Origin of the sequence: Membranihabitans marinus (assembly GCF_021729155.1) — a bacterium.
In the GTDB taxonomy this organism is placed as follows: Bacteria; Bacteroidota; Bacteroidia; order Chitinophagales; family Saprospiraceae; genus Membranihabitans; species Membranihabitans marinus.
Genome location: NZ_JAJQYA010000005.1, coordinates 14,153 through 35,584, shown reverse-complemented (window position 1 = coordinate 35,584; position 21,432 = coordinate 14,153). Strand labels below are relative to the sequence as shown.

13 protein-coding genes are annotated in these 21,432 nt (G+C 40.2%); 1 reads left to right on the top strand and 12 read right to left on the bottom strand.

From position 1 onward, the window contains the following. Positions 1–4 precede the first annotated feature (4 nt). From LVD51_RS04860 to LVD51_RS04810, 11 genes are all read right to left on the bottom strand, one after another. Positions 5–2,476, bottom strand: coding sequence for a DUF1549 domain-containing protein (locus LVD51_RS04860; RefSeq protein WP_236970070.1), 2,472 nt, complete (start codon positions 2,474–2,476; stop codon positions 5–7). A 656-nt stretch (positions 2,477–3,132) separates the two neighbouring features. Continuing rightward, positions 3,133–6,282: a PVC-type heme-binding CxxCH protein gene (locus LVD51_RS04855; protein WP_236970069.1), complete on the bottom strand. Its 3,150-nt coding sequence runs from the start codon at positions 6,280–6,282 to the stop codon at positions 3,133–3,135. 135 nt (positions 6,283–6,417) lie between these two features. Continuing rightward, positions 6,418–7,035, bottom strand: a complete 618-nt coding sequence (locus tag LVD51_RS04850; protein WP_236970068.1) for an RNA polymerase sigma factor — start codon at positions 7,033–7,035, stop codon at positions 6,418–6,420. 298 nt (positions 7,036–7,333) lie between these two features. Further along, positions 7,334–8,518, bottom strand: coding sequence for an FG-GAP repeat domain-containing protein (locus LVD51_RS04845; protein WP_236970067.1), 1,185 nt, complete (start codon positions 8,516–8,518; stop codon positions 7,334–7,336). Positions 8,519–8,526: 8 nt separating this feature from the next. Then, positions 8,527–11,628, bottom strand: a complete 3,102-nt coding sequence (locus LVD51_RS04840) for a PVC-type heme-binding CxxCH protein (protein WP_236970066.1) — start codon at positions 11,626–11,628, stop codon at positions 8,527–8,529. 208 nt (positions 11,629–11,836) lie between these two features. Next, on the bottom strand, positions 11,837–12,976 hold the full coding sequence (locus LVD51_RS04835; protein WP_236970065.1) for a Gfo/Idh/MocA family protein: 1,140 nt from the start codon (positions 12,974–12,976) through the stop codon (positions 11,837–11,839). A 24-nt stretch (positions 12,977–13,000) separates the two neighbouring features. After that, positions 13,001–14,047, bottom strand: coding sequence for a sugar phosphate isomerase/epimerase family protein (locus LVD51_RS04830; RefSeq protein WP_236970064.1), 1,047 nt, complete (start codon positions 14,045–14,047; stop codon positions 13,001–13,003). Positions 14,048–14,117: 70 nt separating this feature from the next. Further along, a complete protein-coding gene (locus tag LVD51_RS04825) occupies positions 14,118–15,332 on the bottom strand; it encodes a class I mannose-6-phosphate isomerase (protein ID WP_236970063.1) in 1,215 nt (404 codons plus the stop codon). Positions 15,333–15,359: 27 nt separating this feature from the next. Continuing rightward, on the bottom strand, positions 15,360–16,406 hold the full coding sequence (locus LVD51_RS04820) for an aldose 1-epimerase family protein (protein ID WP_236970062.1): 1,047 nt from the start codon (positions 16,404–16,406) through the stop codon (positions 15,360–15,362). A 28-nt stretch (positions 16,407–16,434) separates the two neighbouring features. Beyond that, a complete protein-coding gene (locus LVD51_RS04815) occupies positions 16,435–17,145 on the bottom strand; it encodes a 3-keto-disaccharide hydrolase (RefSeq protein WP_236970061.1) in 711 nt (236 codons plus the stop codon). Positions 17,146–17,158: 13 nt separating this feature from the next. After that, positions 17,159–19,822 (bottom strand): c-type cytochrome, encoded by a 2,664-nt coding sequence (locus LVD51_RS04810; protein WP_236970060.1) that lies wholly within the window; start codon positions 19,820–19,822, stop codon positions 17,159–17,161. Positions 19,823–20,060: 238 nt separating this feature from the next. Between LVD51_RS04810 and LVD51_RS04805 the strand changes: the two genes are divergently transcribed. Beyond that, on the top strand, positions 20,061–20,339 hold the full coding sequence (locus LVD51_RS04805; RefSeq protein ID WP_236970059.1) for a hypothetical protein: 279 nt from the start codon (positions 20,061–20,063) through the stop codon (positions 20,337–20,339). A gap of 180 nt (positions 20,340–20,519) precedes the next feature. On the opposite strand, the gene LVD51_RS04800 is transcribed toward LVD51_RS04805, so the two are convergent. Then, complete coding sequence (locus LVD51_RS04800; RefSeq protein WP_236970058.1) at positions 20,520–21,401, bottom strand: SMP-30/gluconolactonase/LRE family protein; 882 nt, start codon at positions 21,399–21,401, stop codon at positions 20,520–20,522. Positions 21,402–21,432: the final 31 nt, after the last annotated feature.

The window sequence follows — 21,432 nt, the reverse complement described above, 5'->3', positions numbered from 1 at the left end:
TCTCCTAAAATATTAATTGAAATTCTGGATGCAATAACATCGCCCAAAAGAAATCCTGTACCGGTCCAGTCTCTGGATTTTGCCCCAGAGCGTTTCCAGCAATAGACAGCTCTTCGTTATTGGGCTGACGCCCCAATAATTTTTGATAACAATTCTGAATAATTTCATTTCCACTATCGTATTCATCAATCCATTTTTCAGCCCCTAATTGCAAGCCTTGATTAAGTCGATTGCCATTCATCAATTCCAAAGCTTCCAATAAACTGGCCTGGCTTTCTCTACTCGTTGCCACCACTTCTCTATTGGGCCGACCCAATGCTGTCAAAAACTCATTGTTGGCTACCAGAGAAGATCTTACAAAGAAAGGGGGCAAGGTGTCGGTTTTATTTTCGGGATAGGGATTGAATTTAATGTCTCTATAACCGTATAACGGATTAAATACCTGACTCACAGCATCTGAAAACTGCTCTGCAGACAACCTCCTTCTCACCATTCCGCGAAATACATAATCTTCTGATTTGAGCTCAGACACCTCAGCGGTTTCCACACTGGGACTTCGATAAATCTTGGAAGTCGCTATTTTATATATCAAAGCTTTGATATCGTAACCTCCCTCTACAAATTCAACAGCCAAGCCATCTAGTAAATCCTGACTCCATGGCAAATTATCCATTTCATCTACAGGCTCTACAATGCCGCGGCCCATCATCTGAGCCCAAATCCGATTCACTATAGTTCTGTACAATCGCCCATTCGCTGGCTGAACCAACTTTTCCGACAAACTGGCCAATTTTTCTTCTCTTGTACCAGTACTATCTATTTCACCCAATTCACTCCACAATATTCTAGTACCGGCATATTTCCCGATTGGTTTCTCACAACGATTGATTTCCAAAGTGGTATCCGCAAAAATATTGGCAAAAGCATAGGCCTCTTCCAACTTCCAGTCACTTATAAAACTATCGTGACAGGATGCACATTTCAAGTTCAACCCCAACATTACCTGGGCTACATTTTGAGCAGCCTGCATTTCTGTACGTTGACTGGCATTGACCGTACCCCGCCATTTAATCCCACTTATAAACCCCTTCGATTTGTCATCTGGATTCAACAACTCCTTCACCATTTCATCATATGGTTTATTGTCTTTGATCGATGTATACAACCAATCCGTAATACCAAATCGCCCCCTGGTTATATACCCTGTACCTGTATAATCGTTTCGCAATATATCGTTCCAAAAACTCAGCCAATGCAGGGAATATTCCTCCTGCCTAGACAAGAGTTCTAGTACTTTCTTACTGTCTTTATCGACATCGGTATCAGCAGAAAATTGAGCCACCTCCTCTGGACTCGGCAACAAGCCTAAGATGTCGAGATATATCCTCCTTAAATAAATTCCATCATCGACAGTAGCCTTCCAATCAATATTGTTTTGCTGAAAATAGTCATCTACCCATATGTCGATAGTATTCACAAAATCAGACTTCAAGCTAGGCAAAGGCGGCTTGCGAGGTGCTAATTCCGCCTCTCTAAAAATTGAAATATCCTCCGCCCCTTCCGGCCAAACAGCTCCTTTCTCCACCCAAAGACTCAACAGTGAAATTTCTTCAGAAGTCAACAATTTCCCCTTCGAAGGCATGACATCATCGTGGTCTTTTGGCAATTTAATTCTTCTAATCAACTCACTTTCTTCGGGATTTTCGGGAATTATAATCTCTCCATTTTCACCACCGGCAAAGACAAATTTCTTTTCATCTAATCGCAATTCTCCTTCTTGCTTATCCGAACTATGGCACTTATAGCATTTATGAGCAAAAACCCCTCTCACTTGCATCAGCAATTTAAGTTTACCTTCCATCGAAATTTCTCCATCTTCGGTTTCAAATTCGCTTGCGTTAAATGCTATTGGCAATTCAGCTTGACTGCTCATTGGAGTCACTGAGGTTAAATAATCCGATCCATGAGTCAGGGAACCGCCCATATGACCAGCCAATATGACTCCAATACCACTGGCAAACAAAAACCCTCTAAACAATGCAATATTTAACTTATTGGGATTGGACTGTCGACGAGTCATATAAATAATAGCAACAATACTCAATATTGCTGTAGCTATTCCCAGATACTGATGCTGATTCAACAACTCTCCTGAGACCTCATCAAATCTCATCAACAACCAGCCCATAACTGCCGACAACACAGCAAAAACACCTCCTATCCAAACCATTAATTTGACAGAGGTTGTTAGGGCTTGATGCTTTTGTCGAATATAGTATAGTTCCAAAATCCCCCCTAACAACAAAAAACTTATAGGAAAGTGTACTACCATAGGATGTAATCGCCCCAAGAAGTGAAAAAACCAGAAGTCTGTTATCGTAGAATCAACAGTATTGGCATATAAACCATTTAATCCCAGAAAGAATACAGGGAGAAGCAGGCCAATAAATTTATAATTTAATAAAATTCGCATCATATCACTTTATCTCCACATTGTGGTTTATTCAATTAGCAATCAAAATTGCTGTCTTTCCATATCTCGTCAGATCCGTTGTTATCAGGCACGATTATTTTTTATCCAGCGAATGTTTAATGACTAGATGACTCTTCAGAGAAATAATTGAACACCGATTTTGCCTAACCAATTTAATCTTTAAAATTCTATTACACACTATATTTTGATTAAACATGAACAAAAACGACAATATCTAATCAAAACACTATTTTATTACACCTTAAAAGAATATTATTTCACTAAATATAAAAAATATAAAATACGACAGCTACCTATCCCTTCCTACCCGAGATGTAGACAAAAACCCTCTCCCAATACATTTAGTTGGATAATACGAATTACATTTTATAATGACGGAAAAGATTTCGAGAGTATTTGAAGTTTGACAAGGCTAAAAACACAGGCATAGCCGTAGCTACGGCGAGTATTTTAAACGAAGTAAAACTTCTAATAAATCGAAAGATTACCGTTAATTATAAATGTAATTCGTATAACTCCCCAATTCAAAAAATTTAAGAAGTCCTTATACCAAATGCTGAAATAACACCAAACCACAAAAAAAGCCACCTAAAAATACATAGTTAATTAGGTGGCTTAGAATATATACTAATTGTGGATTATTCCATCGGATGCTCCTTTAGCAAGTCGGAAGGATTGTAAAATCCTTTTTTATCCGCTACGCTTGCCCGTACTTCTTTCACTTTTTCAGCTGAAACCACACTGGCTTTGTTTCCAAAAGCATTTCTCACATAGGTCAATACCGCAGCCACCTCGTCGTCGTTTAATAAACCCTCGTATGGCGTCATGGGTACTTGACCTGGATATTTTTTGCCCTCTACCTCAATTGGTCCCAACAGCCCTTTCAACACCAACTTAATCAATCGTTCTTCATTGCCCAAGGCCCATTTGGTTCCTTTTAAAGGAGGAAAACCCGAAGCAGATAATCCCTTACCATCAGCCTGATGACAAGTCTCACAATAACCTTCCTTAGAATATATTTCTTTCCCAAGCTTATATTTTTCGAAATCATCACCCTTTAAATGGGAAACCATAGCGATTTCCTTTTTCTCCGCGACTGTCACATTGTGTAAATGTGCATCTGCCGTTTCCAATGCATGCTCAATCCATTTGTCAATAGGTTGATTTTTGGCTATCTCAATAACGGATAATCCAGCATCTGCTTCCAACCACGAAGCCGCTGTAATTGCCTCCAACCTCACTCTGCCATGAGGATCCGCGGCAGCTTGTCTCAACAGATCAACTTGATCAGGCAATTGATGTCCCATATACCGAATGACCCTCACCACTGCCGATCTCACTCTGTAATCTTCAGATTTCAGCAATTGATGCAATAGATCTTGATCGACTTTATTCAAGCCCCAAGACACCCACAATCCTTCCAATAAGTAATGCTCATATCTCGGATCTGATTGATCTAAAGACTGCATCCATGTCTGCATTTTACTCAATACTTCATCGGCATCTCGTCCTCTCAACTCACGCCGAGTTCGATAACGCGATCTAAATTCAGGCAATGTTAAATTATCTAACAATACTTCTATTGATTCTCCGTCTATTTTCGCAGGTTCTACCAATGGCCGCCCTGGATAGGTCACTCTATACACTCTACCGTGAACGTGATCTCTATATGGATCCCTTGCATTATGCTGCATATGACCAATTAAAATATTGTGCCAATCAATAAAATACAATGATCCGTCAGGCGCAAACTCCATATCTACCGGTCTAAAGTTTTTGTCATCTCCATAGATTAAGTCCTGGCGATGACGACTCTTATATCCAGTACCATCGTCCTCCATTACATGCTGCTTCATCCCCAAAAACCCAATGGTATTGTTGATCAACAAATCTCCTTGTACTTCATCTGGGAAATGCCGACTGGATACAAACTCCAATCCCGAAGTTGGCCTTACTCTATGAGCATCTTCTATCAAATTGTGTGACTTATGTGTTCCCACTCCATATCTCGGTTTTACAGAACCTGGCATCATCCATCTCACATCGGGCCCAGAAGTTTCTGCAAAGAAATTTTGTCCCCATTCATCAAAAGCAATACCCCATGGGTTTGGTATTGGCAATTGAGCCGTTCTTTCCAAGTGATGTCGTACTGGATTATATCTATAAAATCCTCCATTCGTTCCACGTACAGGCCCATAAGGTGTCTCTACACTGGTATGCAAAAACACCCCTTCTCCCATATATATAGCCCCAGATGGATCTGCAGCATAGGCACTATGAGCGTGATGTGTATCGTGATCATCAAAACCACTCAACAATATAATTTCTTCATCGACATGATCATCACCATCGTTGTCCTTTAACAACTTAAGATTGGTTCCCTGAGACAAATAAACGCCTTCTTCAGCCAATTCAAAACCTATTGGCAGGTGTAATTGGTCAGCGAAAACGGTCTGCTTATCGGCCTTACCATCGTTGTCCGTATCCTCTAAAATAAGTAATTTGTCGTTGGGCTTGGCATCTCCAGGTTTGTAATGGGGATAACTAGGCATGACAGCTACCCAAAGTCGGCCTTTGTTGTCAAATGACATTTGAACGGGATTGGCCAAATCTGGAAACTCTACTTCAGATGCAAACAATTCCACTTTATACCCAGGTGCAGTATGAATCTTCTCGACTGCATCTTCACCATATAAATATTCTTCATTTCCATTCTTCACACTGGGCTTGTAATTGGATTTCACTTCCGGTAGTGATCGAGTTTCTTTATCGGCTGCCGCCACATCCATTTCTTCCCCCTTAGTCGCAGCCATCCAAATCGCTTGATCCCGAATGTCCGTCATTTGGCGAATCTTTTCAATCTCAGCAGGATAATTATCTGGACCAAATGGATTATATCTTCTTCCATAGGCATGTACTCCATTGGGAATTTTGTAATCGTTGAGCCACATCCAGTTTTTTTCCATCACTGCAGCACGGACAAGGTCTCTATGACTATCCGCTTTGGCCTGAATATTTCCAAAAATAGAATTGGTCAAATACAATGATAGTTTTTGATATCCGGCATCATTCAATTGAAATCCATCGATGGTCAAATCCTCATCACTACTCGCATACCAAGATTTGGACGGTTCAAAAACATCGACAAAAGACACGCCCTTTTCTGCAGCTACTTCCGCCATACCTTGGGCATATAATCCCAAATTAACATTTTCAGCCTCACCATTGGGCACATCCATTTTAGCCGACAAATTCTCATAGGCAATAGGAGATACCAATACCAACCTCGGCGCTGTTTCCCCATTGTATTTTTGTGCTAAAGTGTGATCGACAAAGGCCCTTAATTCATCCTTCCACATGTCTAAGCCCTCCGGGCCACGGAATGATGAATTATAGCCAAAAAAGGCAATGATTAAATCTGCCTTCAAATGCTCTAACCATTCATCAGGACTTGCAAAATGCCCTATACTTCCCGAATTTTGAGCCAATTCTGTTTGAAATTTTTCAGCTCCCTCAAATGCCCATGGACTATTTCTACTGGCATGAGGCCTAAACCCTGGGGTATTCCCACCATCACACATATTCCTAATAACCAAACTGCTATCGGGATATCTAACTTGCAATTCAGTCTCAAAATAACCAAAATTAGTCATCCTCGATCCAAGATTGTCACCTATTAAGACTATATGATCTGTGTTTTTAACTTTCTCCATCCCCTCAGGAGAGCTACAACTGTACATACTGACGACAAGGCCTATCAATACCCACATTTTTAATTTTATTCTCATTTATACTAATTTTAGCTTTTGCTATTTATATTAAAATTTTATCGGCACAATTAATGACACCACTTGGAACCATTTCCTTATTCACAATGAATACTTAACTTTATAAAACATCATTTTATAATCCAATACAACCAACTATTGAAACTTAAAATAACCTGAATTAATGAAATAAAAAATAAACCAACCACTTGATAAGCCATGGTCATAACTCAGCCTATTCTTATTCTCTTTTATAGATTCGTCAGATTCTTTCATCACTCCTAAACGCGAAACATTATGCATTCCGACCATTTTGTATACAACCATCTCTTTTTGCGTCCGCATCTTAAAAATATTCATTCTATTTGGAGACCATTCATCCTTTAACTTATGAGTTGATTTCACACATTTTCGATTTACCTCGACATCGCAAACCGATTTAATCTCCCATTCCCTATAAGGAAAACCAATGAACATATGCTGCCTGAATTTCAGGGTTTTAAAACCGTCATAAAGCAAATTCTGAGTCATTCGATACACATAAGTCTCCAAACAAGTTATTCCGGTTATCTGTGAGCTATATGTCCAAATTTTATAAAATACTTTCTGTAACACTTTATGAGAATCCTCCTTATGATGATATCCAAATCGCAATGCAAACTTTAACAAAAAAACCATATACCAGTTATAAATAGTTGTACAAGTGCCCCCTTCGCCCTCAGCGATCACAGATAAGGTATTCCTAGGATCATCTATATGAATTTTACCATTCATCTATTATTCCATAAAGATTTTTATATTTTCCTAAGCCATATGATTCAATAGCCAAATTACTTCAAACACTTTTTATGCAATAAAACTTTACATCAAAATAATATTTGTCATTACACATGACAATCATTCAAAACTAGCGACATAACCTGAAAACACCTTCCTATGGTTACCTAATCACAAAAGGAGAAATTATCTGACTGTTGGCCAAAATTTGAAAACTCAAAGTTGTTAAACGAATAATACAAAAACTGCATATCAATCACAGTATCTCATTTACCTATAAACCATAGAAAAAGTCCTATTGCTGTAAAAAAACATTTACTCCTTTCTTGTTACTGGTAACAACATCCAATTTGTGATCGCCATTGATATCGCGGACCACAAAATTTAAGCCGGCCCCAGAATCATTATCTATCTGATGGCGAGTCCAACGAGGTGTTGGACCAGGATGGTATTCATACCAATACAATACAGCGGCTTCATGTCCACCAGGATCCTTTCCATTGTGTGCAAAATATCTCTTCCCCGTAATTAGATCTTGATGACCATCTCTATTAATATCGGCCAACATCAAGGAATGTGATTGTGAAAATGAAGTATCGATATTGTGCCGAATCCATGACCTTTCCCCTGATTCATTAACCGATTGTTCCAACCACCATACTCCGTAATCGTGGGCAGAAGAACAAAGAATATCCACCAACCCATCGCCATTGAGGTCTTGGATATACATTTGAGCACACTTATCAGATATGGATTCTCTGTGAAAAGTCCAGTTGACTTGCGATGGATTGCCAGGATTCTGCCACCACCCCTCAGCTATGACTACATCCTTGTGACCATCTCCATCGACATCTCCATAACCCAAACCGTGAGTATATTGATGCACTCCTGGTATGCCTTCTTCCTCCGATATCACCGTCTTCTGCCACTGAGCTGTGGGATTGTCTTTATCGAGTTTTAACCATATAATTTGCTTTAGGCTGGGATCATTCCCCAACAAATCCAAGACCCCGTCCCCATCTATGTCGACATAAAGGGGATTTTCATTGCCAAAATGAGGATAAATATATGACTCTGTCCACAAGCCCGTTTGATTTTTTGAATTACTATACCAAACCACTTCCTTCCCAGGCCAACCCACTCTTATGACATCTTCCCAACCATCTCCATCTATGTCGTCAGAAAAACTTAAAAAAGCATTGCTGTATCCCTCTCCCGCAACAAATCGTTCTGCATTAGCCAATCGATGCTGCTTCCAATCTGGAGCTTCAAACCAAAATGCTCCAGTCAATACATCCAATTGCCCATCTTTGTTTACATCGGCTACAGCCGCACCTTCCCCTACAAATTCATCGGTCAACTGTTGCTTAACAAAGCCGACTTCCTCACCTTTTACCGACTTCGGTTTATTCCCCGCACAAGAAAATAGAGCAAAACACATGGACAATCCAATAACAAGGGAGGTGTAGTTCTGTATCATAATGGAGTTTATTTTACACTTAATAAATAATTAATTAAAGCATTGAAATCACTAGGACTAATGGTATTCGAAAATTGATCGGGCATCAAGGTGTTGGCCATATGGGTTTGAGACTCAATATCAGTTTTCGCTAGGGCAAATTCTTCCCCTGCCATATCCGCAAATATCAATTCTTGCCCCTCGGTTCGACGCAATAACCCTGTCATTTTTTTACCATCTTTTAAGGTAATATAATAAGTTCTAAATGATGGAGATATATTTCGATTGGGATCTAATATTTTCTCAATAAGAGCCTTTGGCCCCCAGTTTCCTATGCCGTCCAATTGTGGTCCAATGGTCTTGCCTTCACCATCTACTTGATGGCAAATACCACAGTTCGACTTAAACACATTCAGTCCATTGTTGATTTCATCTTTATCTTCAACAAATGCCGACCTCCGTTCTTTTATCAGCGCTTCCTTTTGTTTAAACACATCGCCGTATTTATCCTCTAAACCAGACCATATTTCCTTTTGCTTTGCAGTCATTTCACTTTTTAGGACTTGATCTAACTGTTTTTGTTGCAAAACATCAAATCTCAGTTTTTCTTCAGCAACAGTTGAGAGTAAAATATCAATTCCACTACCACTTTGTGTCAATTGTTGTGCCACGGCCAATTGTAAATTTCTTCCACTGGTCGACAAAACAGATTGAAATAAAGATTCTGCACCAGTTATTTTGTGAATACCAATCAATTCCACCAAGCCTACTTTGACCTCTTCATTTACTTCATTATCTTTCACCAAATCCATCAATAAAGTCCCATTAGAATCATCTTCGCTGGTCAATAGGGCTTCTGCTGCAGCAATACGTATCATTGCAGGATGATGACTACTCCTCAAAACACTTTGAAGGTTAGCGGTTATCGAAGGATCCTGCTCTCCTCTTACCTTCTTAATCGCCCATTCATAAGATTTGAGTACGTCATCATCTATGTTATCAAAATCTTTTACAGTCTGAAGCTCTGCAAATAAAGACTGAGTCAACTGCCCAGTCCATGAGTTTATAAAATTCCCCCCTTTTTTTCCTCCTCTGCTTAATCCATCTTCTAAGGCTTTTAACAATAAATATTGATGAAAAAGACTCAGTGAGGTATAAGCAGGATTCTCTTGTAGAAAAGAATTCACCCATGAGGAATTTCCATTGGCTGCAATATAGGTCAAAATGGGCTGAAGCTCAGCGACAGTATAGCTCAATCGACCCGCATTTCGCATTACCAATTCAGCTCCATCTTGAGACGGAATATCCAATATCGCTTTGATCAGCACCTTGTATTCATTATCCAACCAAGCCCCCTTATGCAAATCCTTTAAGATAGCCGGATTCCTCAAATTCAATTGCACTCCCAATAGACAGGTATAGGCCAAGTGAGTATCATATTCAGCTGTGCTCAAATATTTTTCCACCAAAGCACCGACATGACTGGCATCTGTAAAATGCCCTAAAGCTTCTGCACTCACTCTGTTCACATGAACATTGTCTCCATTGATCAAAGCAGTCTTTAGATATCGTTGACGCTGAAGCGACAATGTAGGCTGTTCGCGAACAATTCTAATCCCGTGAACTTGCACTCGAGGATCGTCGTGGCTCAAAGCCCTATTGAGAATATTATCCGGCAATTGACCCAGACGATGCAAAATCCACATTGCGTGTATAAAAGTATTGCTCGAAACGTTTCTATCTAGCAATGCAGTGCGCAAATCTCCCACACATTCCACTCCGTAATGATCTACTAAAATATCAGCACAGAGCATTCTAGTTTGCAACACCGGACTATTGAGACCTTGAATCAAGTCAGTCATCGAGGAATTCGCTGTATAATTCTTTCCAACATCACCAGTCACACCATCCTCTCCTTCATAGGTGATTTTCCAAATGCGGCCACTGGTCCGATCTCTGCCTTCGTGATCTAAGGATACTTCATAATGACCGATAATTTTATTATAAAAGTCCGCCACATAAACAGCCCCATCTGGTCCCACTTTGACATCTACTGGCCGAAACCATGGATCTTTGCTGACCAATAGAGGTTCACGTTTTTCCGCCTTAGGCGTACTACCTTCAAAATCAAAAGCCATGCGATCTACTCGACAAGTCACTACATCACCAGCATAAAAGCAATTCTGATATTCTTCTGGAAATTGATGATGTCCGTATAATGCCAATCCAGCAATGGCCGTTGACCCCAAATTAAAATCCATCATTTCCGGACCAAATCCCAAGCTCGGTGGTTTCTTGCCAAAATGAGGATAGTCGCCCTGAGGAACTATTTGATATAGTGGTTTGGAATGACAATCCGCAGAATAGAGGTAGCCCCATTCGTCAAAAGCATATCCAAAAGGATTCACACGACCATAAGTGGTTTGCTCTAATCGTTGCCCCTGGGCATCGAAACGAAATGTATTGCCCGACACCATAGTGATGGAATCTCCATCCGCCGCAGCTACGGTCGAAGTATTTGAAAATCCGTGACAACCGTATATCCAACCGTCGTATCCACGAGCAAAGTTATTGATCATGCCATGGGTATCATCGTGACCAAAAGGCCCCAACAAAGTATCAACCCCATCCAATACATCATCTTGATTGAGATCTTTAAAATAGTATACATTGGGGATGCTATAGGCTATTACCCCATCGTGCATAGGCATAACTCCTATGGGTATATTGAGATCATTGACGAAATCAGTTATTTTATCGGCCTTTCCATCGCCATCGGTATCTTCTAGGATTGATATTTTATCCCGACCTTGACTTTCTCCTGCCGCTATGGGATACTCCGAAGATTGGGTCACCCACAACCTACCTTTTTGATCAAAAGCCATATTAATAGGCTTGGTGATATCGGGTTCAGAAGCAAATAAGGTAGCCTTAAATCCAGGGGGTAAGATAAAGGACTGCCTCTCCTCTTCAGGACTTTGAAAGTCAGTCGACCGCACATGCTCAGCATAAATATCGATGTCATCACCAGTATCAGTATTTTGATCAGATTGACAATTTATATTTAAACAGACCATTCCTATAAATAAAAAGGATTGATATAAAAAGCGATGTGTAGTCTTAAGAACCATTACGAAAATATTTTATTTAAGGTAAATATCCCCTTAAATAACGTGAAATGCTAACAATATTTTAGCGAGATAATCCTAAATGATGCCCTAAAATAGAGTATTCTTAAATAAAAAAGAGATTTGATAGTATTAAACTACCAAACCTCCTTTTTCCTATCTGTCTTTCGACATTCCTATTCCTAATAATGTATTAAAAATTCATTTGGTATTAAACCTTTACCCAACTTCGAGTTTTGGCTGATTCCAAAACAGCTCTACACACTTTTTCAGTTTCCAAGGCATCTTTAAAAGTAGGCGGACAATCACTGCCCTTATCCAAGCTAATGAAAAAGTCAGCAGCTTGATGTATAAATGAATGTTCATATCCGATAGAGGTACCTGGAATCCACCATCGATCCATATAGGGTTGTTCGCCCTCGGTAATCTGAACTCTTCGCCAGCCTCTTATTGCAGGTTCGTCACTATAGTCAAAAACCTCCAACCAGTTCATATCGTGTAAATCCCATCGCAAAGAAGCATTTTCACCATTTATCTCAAATGTATACAGAGCTTTATGACCTCTCGCATACCTAGTAGCTTCAAAAAGTCCCAAAGAACCATTTTTGAAATTACAGTGAAATATACTGGCATCGTCGATACCTACCTTTTGTACTTGTCCGCTATCTTGATGAACGCGTTCCTTGATAAAAGTCTTGGTCAATGCTGATACATCTTCTATGCCACCATTGATCCATATCGCAGTATCAACACAATGGGCCAATAAGTCACCAGTTACTCCAGAACCAGCGGCATCGACATCTAAACGCCACAATGCATCTCCACCTTGAGGCAATTCTGGATTAATCGTCCAATCTTGTAAAAAGTTGGCTCTGTAATGAAATATCTTACCCAATTTTCCAGAATCTACTATTTGCTTGGCCAGTGTAACCGCAGGCATTCTTCTATAGTTATACCAAATGGTATTGGGAACTCCAGCTTCTTCTATGGCCGCAACCATGGCTTTGGCTTCCTCAAAATCGCTGGACAAAGGTTTTTCACAAAGCACCATTTTACCCGCTTTTGCAGCTGCAATAGCTATTTTGGCATGCATATGATTAGGGGTACAGATATCAATGGCATCGATATCATCTCGCTCTACCATCTTTTTCCAATCGGTCTCGTAGGATTTAAAGCCCCATTGACTGGCAAAGGCTTTTACTTTTTCTTCATTTCTTGAACACACAGCCTGAAGAACAGGCACATGCTCTACCTCAGGGAAAAAATTGGCAATTCGACTATAGGCATTGGCGTGCATTTTTCCCATCAATCCTCGCCCTATTAATCCAATTCTAATTTCCTTTTTTTTCATTTTTCTTTTTTTTAAAAATTTCAACTATTCGGCTTCATACCATCCATGCTGATCTCGGACCTTGATCATAGCTGCTAAAATATTGTTCCAAGTTGATTGCTCCGTCATTACAGAATTGTCAAACATACAACCGTCCCAACAAATGTGTCGGAAGGCCTTGGTCAAGTTGCCATCTTCGTTTCTCAACCAATATCCTGCATCGTGAGCGATATTCAATTTCCCATTGGGATCGTTAGCCAAACAATGTCTCCCTGTCTTATCGTGAGATCCTGTACCATGTACCGTACCATCGTTTTGGGCAACGTGAAAATCGATGGTCCAAGGTCGCAATGCATTGGTCAAAGTTTGCAAGGCTTCCTCTAATGCCGCTCTGTCACTCCAATCGAAATCGGCCGCCAAGATTCTATCTTCAGGTTTGTTGACCCCTAAAAGATAGAGTAAGGTATGAGCCATATCGGCCTGAAACCCAATGTTGGGTCTATCTACTTCCGCCAAGGTATCAACCATGGCCTTCCACGATTGCATTCCTCCCCAGCACACTTCTCCTTCCGCAGCTAAGTCTTCTCCGTAATCGGCGGCTATATCACAAGCTTCTCTAAAAGTTTGAGCAATAAGCTTGGTATTGGCCACAGGATCCTTAGACCAAGTAGCTGGATCCGTAGCAGAGTCAATACGAATCACTCCGTCCGGACGCACGCCGTACTCTCTCAATTTCTGGGCAAAATTAGCTGCCTTTCGAACTTGCTCTACAAAACGATTGCGATCCTCTCTCGACCCCATAGCTGATCCACCGGTAGGTGGCCATATAGGAGCGACTACCGAACCTACATTGAGGTCGAGACTAGCCATTCTTTCGGCGATTTTCTTAATGCCATCATCAGAACTATCTATATCAAAATGAGGATCAAAAAGACCAATATCTATTCCGTCAAATTTCACACCATCTACCTCGGCATTCACCGTCAATTCCAACATAGTATCTAGGGAAATAGGCGGTTGAGAATCAGGACCTTTCCCCACTACTCCAGGCCAGGTCGCATTATGTAATTTTGGATAATTATTTTTTTGCATGAGAATATATTTTATATATTAAAAAAATACTCGGCATCAGTAAGTTATACTCGCTAATTCGCCGATGGTTCTACAATACCATATCAGGGTTTTGTGGTCCGAAATGCTTCAACATTACAATGGGATCGGTAGGGGATAGATTGACAATTTTCACCCCTTCTTTAGCCGCAGCTTCGGTTACGAAATACTCATCATGAGTCAATTGTCCATATCTTATCATAGTTGGAGTTTCAATAGGCCAATCTCCCATTGTTCCATGACCTTGCATCATGATCATACCATATGCAGCACTGTCTTTGATCACTACAGAAGCACCTGGTAAAACGGTCAATTCTTTGGCACCAAATGCATCTGATTTATAACATATCCAGTTTTCCACATATCCTTCTGCCTGCATTTCTTCAAGAGGACGTACTGGTACAGGAGCCATAAATCGATTCTCTCTCACATTGGGATCTACATTTAATTCCCAATCGATGACTTCCAGCAATTGTTCGTAATCACCCATTCTATCCTGTGGAGTTCCATTCCACAACAAGGCCTCGGGAATAACAGCTTCGTTTACCAAAGACTGATACATCGCAAAAACATCGGACGCCTTCTGAGGCTCGTAAGTACACATACTTCCCGGGGCATGTAACATACCGGGAGGCACATCCCATCCCGTTCCTGGATCCAATGGAAAGGCTTGAGAATAACTGGTAATCTTATTGTCACCTTTGGTGAAATTTTTAAGACATTCGAGTATTTGATCTTTAGTCGTACCCGGCGCTATCCCAAAAAATGTATATGGAAAATCTCCACCGTGGTTGTTGACTTGTGGAGGGAAATAATAAGCTTCTGGCTTGCCCTTCTGCCCGATAAGCGCGGCGTGTTCATCATTGTGATGAATGTGATGAGGCAATGGTCCCATATTGTCAAAAAACTTGGAATACATAGGCCAACTCTTGTATTCATTCCAGAGTCTATCACCAATAATTGCACCTTTTAATTCATCGATGGCATCTCGCAAAAGAATTTTTTCTTCCTTGCCTCCATCGTTAAACACGATAAAACTCAGGCCTTCATGATCACCTGTCAAAGGTCCATTTTCAGCTGCAGTAGTAGACGAAAACCATCTTTCATCAATACCACCTCTTTCTCCACCCAAGATATAATAATCGTCTGGATGTAATTTTATTCTACGGCCTGGCACACAAAAAGACCTGGGGACCCAATTGGGCGCTAACCTCAAAATTCCTTTTCCCTGTTCCAAAGCTCTAGCTGCAATATTGGCTATACTCATATTATTGAATTTTATATATTAATTAAATTAATCGATTTTAATTCTTATCCCCACTTTGTAATTCCTACGCTGTCCGGGTTCCAAAAACAACAAACTACCCTCTTCTCTAGCCTTTTGTTGACCAATGGGATAATTGGTTCCAGGCTCCAACCCAACCACATATTCCCGCTTGCCCCAATGCTGCCAGTTGGTCAAAGCAGGCATTTGAGCTTTGGAAGTAGTGAGTATGGCAGACAAATTGAGTTTGGGATTTTTTATACCAAAGTGATACAGGCCTTGATCGTCAGCTTGTGGGTCAATAAAACCAGCCGCTTCTCCAAAACCCGAATGTTCTGCCAGTACAGCCTGCCCTCGGGTATAATCGTGATCAGAAGCAAAGATGGCATCATCTAAAGCACTACCTCCTCTAGATTTTGTTTTTCCATCCCACAACAATTCAACACCTTCGTCAATTAGGGGATATCCAAAATTGAAATGATACAACAACATATGAGGTATGGTAGTATTCCCCACATTGGTCACTTCATCTTCAATGGTCAATTCCGAGGAAAACAAGTCCGCAGACAATGTCCTTCTCAATTCGACATGAGAAGCAAAGACTGAGGTTTCAAGAATTCGCCCTGTAATGGACATCTTGTATTGCTGTCGAGACAAATCTGGCTGCACGATAGACACCACTTCAGTGGGGATATTGGACACTTCGCCGTGTAAGCCACGTTGACCAAAATCATCAGATTCAGGTCCACCCACATGGGTCAATCCACAAGTAGTCAATAGACCACCTCCGAAATTCCTCAACCAATCTATACCGCTATTCACCCATGGCTGTGGCCTTCCAAATCCCTGGTGACTTATCCAAGCCAATCCGTATTGATTATAAAAAGCCTCACCAATATCCATGGCTCGATCAATATTTACCTTAAATCGCAATCCACCCCCTGTATTAAACCAAGCAATTCGATTGCCACGACCGATACCATTGTCCAATATTGAGGTCTCAATGCCACCGATTTGGGATATATTTGAAACTTTATCTCTGTATGAGATTACATCCTTTTCCTGCTGCCCATCCATTATTTAAGAAACTATTTTATAGATCTAGTTACAATTTTTTATACTGAATATTGCGATACTCTACTCGCATTGCAGGTCCTTTATGTACCTGAAAACCGAGGTGACCTTTCATCTTTCTGTTTTGAGCATCATTATCGGTGACATCGCTCATCATTACACCGTTGATATAGTGCTGCAAGCGATTGCCCTTAACGACCAATTTAATGGTATTCCAATCACCCTTATGGATCTTGGTCTTCAATTCATCTCCATCTCCCAACGATCCCACAATTGAAGGTTTCTCACCATTTTCCAACACAGAAATCTCACCTCTTTTAGCCAAAAATGCTCGACCTCGTTCTTCGTAATTTTGACCGGTATAAGTATTCTTGCCGTCGATATCGGCTTGATATCCCTTAAGCGCCAATTTTATATCGCTCAATTCCTCGCTTCGATACTGAATACCAGAATTACCAGACTCGGTAATCTTAAACTCAGCTATCAATTCAAAATCCGCGGGTTCTTCCTTTCTCCAGATTAGAAAAGTATTGTTTTCCAATGGCTTCTCCTCGGTTACCGTACCCACGATATTACCATTTTCAACCGTCCAATAGTCTGGATCACCTTCCCATCCATCTAGATTTTTACCGTTAAATATCGATACATATCCATCTTCAGAAGCCTTATCACTACTTTTACAAGCAGAAACCAGGGCAATACAAGTCAACAGTAACCACATCAGATTATTTAATCTCTTCATTGCTATCTTCATTTTATTGTACAGCTTCTTGGGTAAACAATTCATTATTCTTATTGCCTCCAGACATTAAGAAGGCCATTAGATCTCTCAATTCATCGGGATTCAAGCTATTGATCAATCGCGGTGGCATCATAGACACTGCGGATTTTTTTACCTTCGCAACCTCAGATTTAGCAATCGTTCTCAACTCAGTGGGTGCATATGGATTCTGGGACACATAATAATTATCGTCATCCTCTCTACTAATCCGAGCAACAACTGAACTTCCATTTTTCAATTCAAATACCGATGATGCGTATTGATCGGAAATCGCACTATTGGGTTCAATAATCTTTTCGAGAATATCTTTTTGTGAAAATCTTGTACCCAATTGTGTTAGATCAGGTCCTACATTACTCCCTTCTCCAGCCATAGTGTGGCAGGTTATACAAAGCGCTGCAGAAAACATATTCTTCCCATTTTCAAAATCTCTTTTATCCGTACTTGCCGCTATGGAATCTAAGGCTTGGTCAACCTTCCAATTTTTTCCTGGACCTTTGGCGTGAACACCAGCGACCAAACCTAAGCCTTTGTCATTAACTAAGGAATCTCCCGATATTTCATTGAAATGGTCTCTCTTGCTACTAGGCACATATTCCAGAGCAGCTTTTCTAGCCTTATTGACAAAACCTACATAGCTATTACCTCCTTTGAAACTAAAGGCATTTTGAAACCAAGAAAAATATTCAGTTCTTTCCTCATCCGTCCATCCACTTGATTTTTTACTCAACATCATGGCATAATAAGTCTGCTGTGCTGGTGGTAGTTTATTCAACATTTCTCCTATGTCCAATCCATATTGAGGATTTCGCAAAATTAATTCAGAGGAATTTTGATAATCAGTGGATTTGCTGTTTTTGGCATCATCCAACAAAGCCAATGTTTTTCCTACTGCCGATGGTGCTTGGAAATGAATCATCAATTTACTCAACTGTCGATCCAATCTCTCTTCATTCGCCGGAAATTCAGCATCAATATAACTAATCAACTGTGATTTAACGCCTGACAAAGGCTCTCCTAAACGAAAAGTTGTCAATTCTACTGCTCTTGTCCAATCAATCTTTTGGTCTATGGTTAGACTAGAAAAATCAATGGTCAATAATTTGCTAAAAATTTTATTTCGTATTGATTTGCTACCCTGTCTCGACAGTGCAACTGCCCCTAAGATAGCTGCTTCTGGAGATTCTTCAGACCATACTCTATCCTGCCACAAAGCCACCGGTTGGTGTTCAATAGCCAGTCGAGCTGCAAAACGAACAAATCGATCGTCATGTGTCAAATAAGGCCAAGCAAAATCTACAGCTTCTGCTCCCACTTCCGTATGATAAGTCTCCAATTTGGTTTTTATCGCGTGAGCCTCTGGTTCTGGTGATTCAAGTGGTAAAGCCTCAGTACTAAATGAAGCGTGATCTTTATGGTAAACCCGATACAAATCCGATTCCAACCTTCTTCCTCCAGTCATAAAATACAAGGCACCATCTGGTCCGATTACTCCATCGGTTAATGGCAAGGGCAGACCGGAAATAAATTCTTCGGCTTGCGCAGTATAACTCGCACCATTGGGTGTCATATGCATGGCATAAATTATACCAAAACTCCAGTCAAAGGCATACAAAGCTCTTTTATATTTATCTGGAAATTTAGCATTTTTTCCGTGGAATACTCCAGTGGGAGAACCCTGTCCCAAATTGATAATACCGGGCAAATTATCTGGATACTCTGGACGCCATTTCCCCGTACCTGTTCTCCAACCATACTCACCACCTGACACCACTTGACAAATCCTTGTCGGACGATACCAAGGGGTACCAAGATCCCATTCCATATCAGAATCATAGGTAAACATATCTCCCCTTTCATTGAAAGCTATATCGAATGGATTTCTAAATCCTACACAGTACAATTCCCAGTGTTTACCTTCTGGATCAACATTGGCTACCCAGCCCCCTGGTGCTTTTCTATCGGCGGCATGACCTCTCGGATCTTTAATATCGGGGAATAAATTATCTTCTCCCCAAATCGGAGGTACTCGATAGCTATCCATTTCAGGAATATCGGTATGATTCCCTGCAATTACAAACAGCGACTTACCATCTGGTGCTAATCTGACACTATGAGGACCGTGCTCTCCCCAACCTACCATTTCTTTGAGTTGGGTTATTTTATCAAAACTATCATCACCGTTGGTATCTTGCAATCTATAGAAACCACTGGTTTGTTTTATTTCTTCTTCGTCGTCATCTTCATCGACTTTATTATTAACCATAACATATAAACTGTTAAATGCCCAAAGCAAACCTTGTGCACAGCCCATATTGACATCTAATTTTTCGACTTGAGGAGTTACATCTTCCGATCCTATAGCGGGGATGGTCAATCTAAATAGACCTCCGTACTGATCGGAGGCAATCAGCCTTCCTTTGTCGTCAAAGGTCATTGACACCCATGAACCATTCACACTATCAATCGGAGCAAAAATATGCTCGGCTACAAACCCTTCTGGGATACTTAATTTTTCAATTTTCGGATCCATTATTGCTTCGGAAACGGTAGATTCCTCACAAGACAGTAATATGGCTGCAAGAAACAAGGAAAGCATCGACCATTGAGCAACGTTGTGGATTAATTTTAACTTCATTTTCAATTATTAAGACATTAAATTAAGATACATAAGTAGAATTCACATTTATAAAACAAATGAGCTACCCAGTTGTCTTTAAGGCAATTATTATTTTATAAATATAAATTGATCAAAATAAATTACTTTCCTATGCTTTCCTAATTTTTTTATCAATATTTATCCAAATTTCCCTTCCACCAATAATATTTTGCATAATTGGATATTTTCTACATCCTCATACTTAATATTTTTTCTAGTGAAAAATTATGGACAAATATTTCAAATCGCAGCCATCGTTAAATCTGCAAAATTTAGCGATCACTGTAAATTAAAACTGAAAATCTCCTTGCATACAAGGTTTGATTTCCACAATGAAGATTTAGGTAAACATTTTAAAAAACATGGACACAAAGCCGATTTATCCGCAGGTAATATAGGATACACGGAGATTGGTAAAAGTGTGACTTTGTGGAAGATTGGCCTTGCGATAAAAATAATCCGTCAACTGATCTTTAATGCGCTGCCCTTAAGCTGACATAACTTCAACAACCCGATCTATGCGCACCAAATCAAGGTTTGTTATAATACCAAATGAATTAATGGAACCCGCTAATAATGACCATTAATTATACAAAAAGCCTCACTCCTTAAATGAATAAAGCCCTCTGCTTTCATTTCCGAAAATTGCGAAGAAAATAGTAATTTTAGCTCGTGTCTACTTCGGTCGAAATATGAAGTTTGGTCTACCTTTTACTTCAAGATCTACTTTAAATATACCCCCGGCATGAGGAAATTCCTCCAGTTCATCCGCCGTCATATCTTTACGTGCAGTGGTGATCAACAAGGTTTTCATCTCCGGTCCACCAAAGGTACAGGCCGACACATGAGGTGCTGGCACATTGACCTTATCTATAATTTCTCCAGTTTCAGGATCGACACAGATTACGGCGAAACCATCCCAAAGTGCAATCCACAGATGACCATTCTCGTCGATGGACATGCCGTCTGGGTGTCCGACACTGGGATCGATCTCAAAAACTACCTTATCCAAGGCCCAAGTGCGATTATTATGATTGTAGTTAAATCTTCTAACTTGATGGGTAGGTGTGTCAATATAGTATATTTCATTCCCGTCGGGAGTACAGCGAATACCATTGGAGATACTGGTATGAGGCAACATAAGATGCCATTGTTTATCGACATCCAACATCCATAAATCCCCCAAACCTTCTTCCTCAGTAAGCGCCATAGTTCCAATCCACGCATTGCCGTAGGGATCACAAAATCCATCATTGGTACGCAACGAAGGATCTACTTTATTGAACAAAGCATAAACATTTAATTCCCCTGTCCACACATCCAAAAGATATAGTCCATCGGCAAGGGCGACCAACAATTGGTTATCATTTTGAGATTCATATATATTGGAAACATATGTAGGCATATTAAAGACTTTCTCCTCTTGTCCCAGATGATTACAGGAATGAATTTTATGGGCCAAAATATCTACATAAAACAGCCTACCTTGTTTGGTAATCCAAATAGGTCCTTCTCCAAGTTTACATTTCTGATCAACCAATAATTCTGCCGTCCTCATATTGTATTATTCTTATATATTTATCAATGAT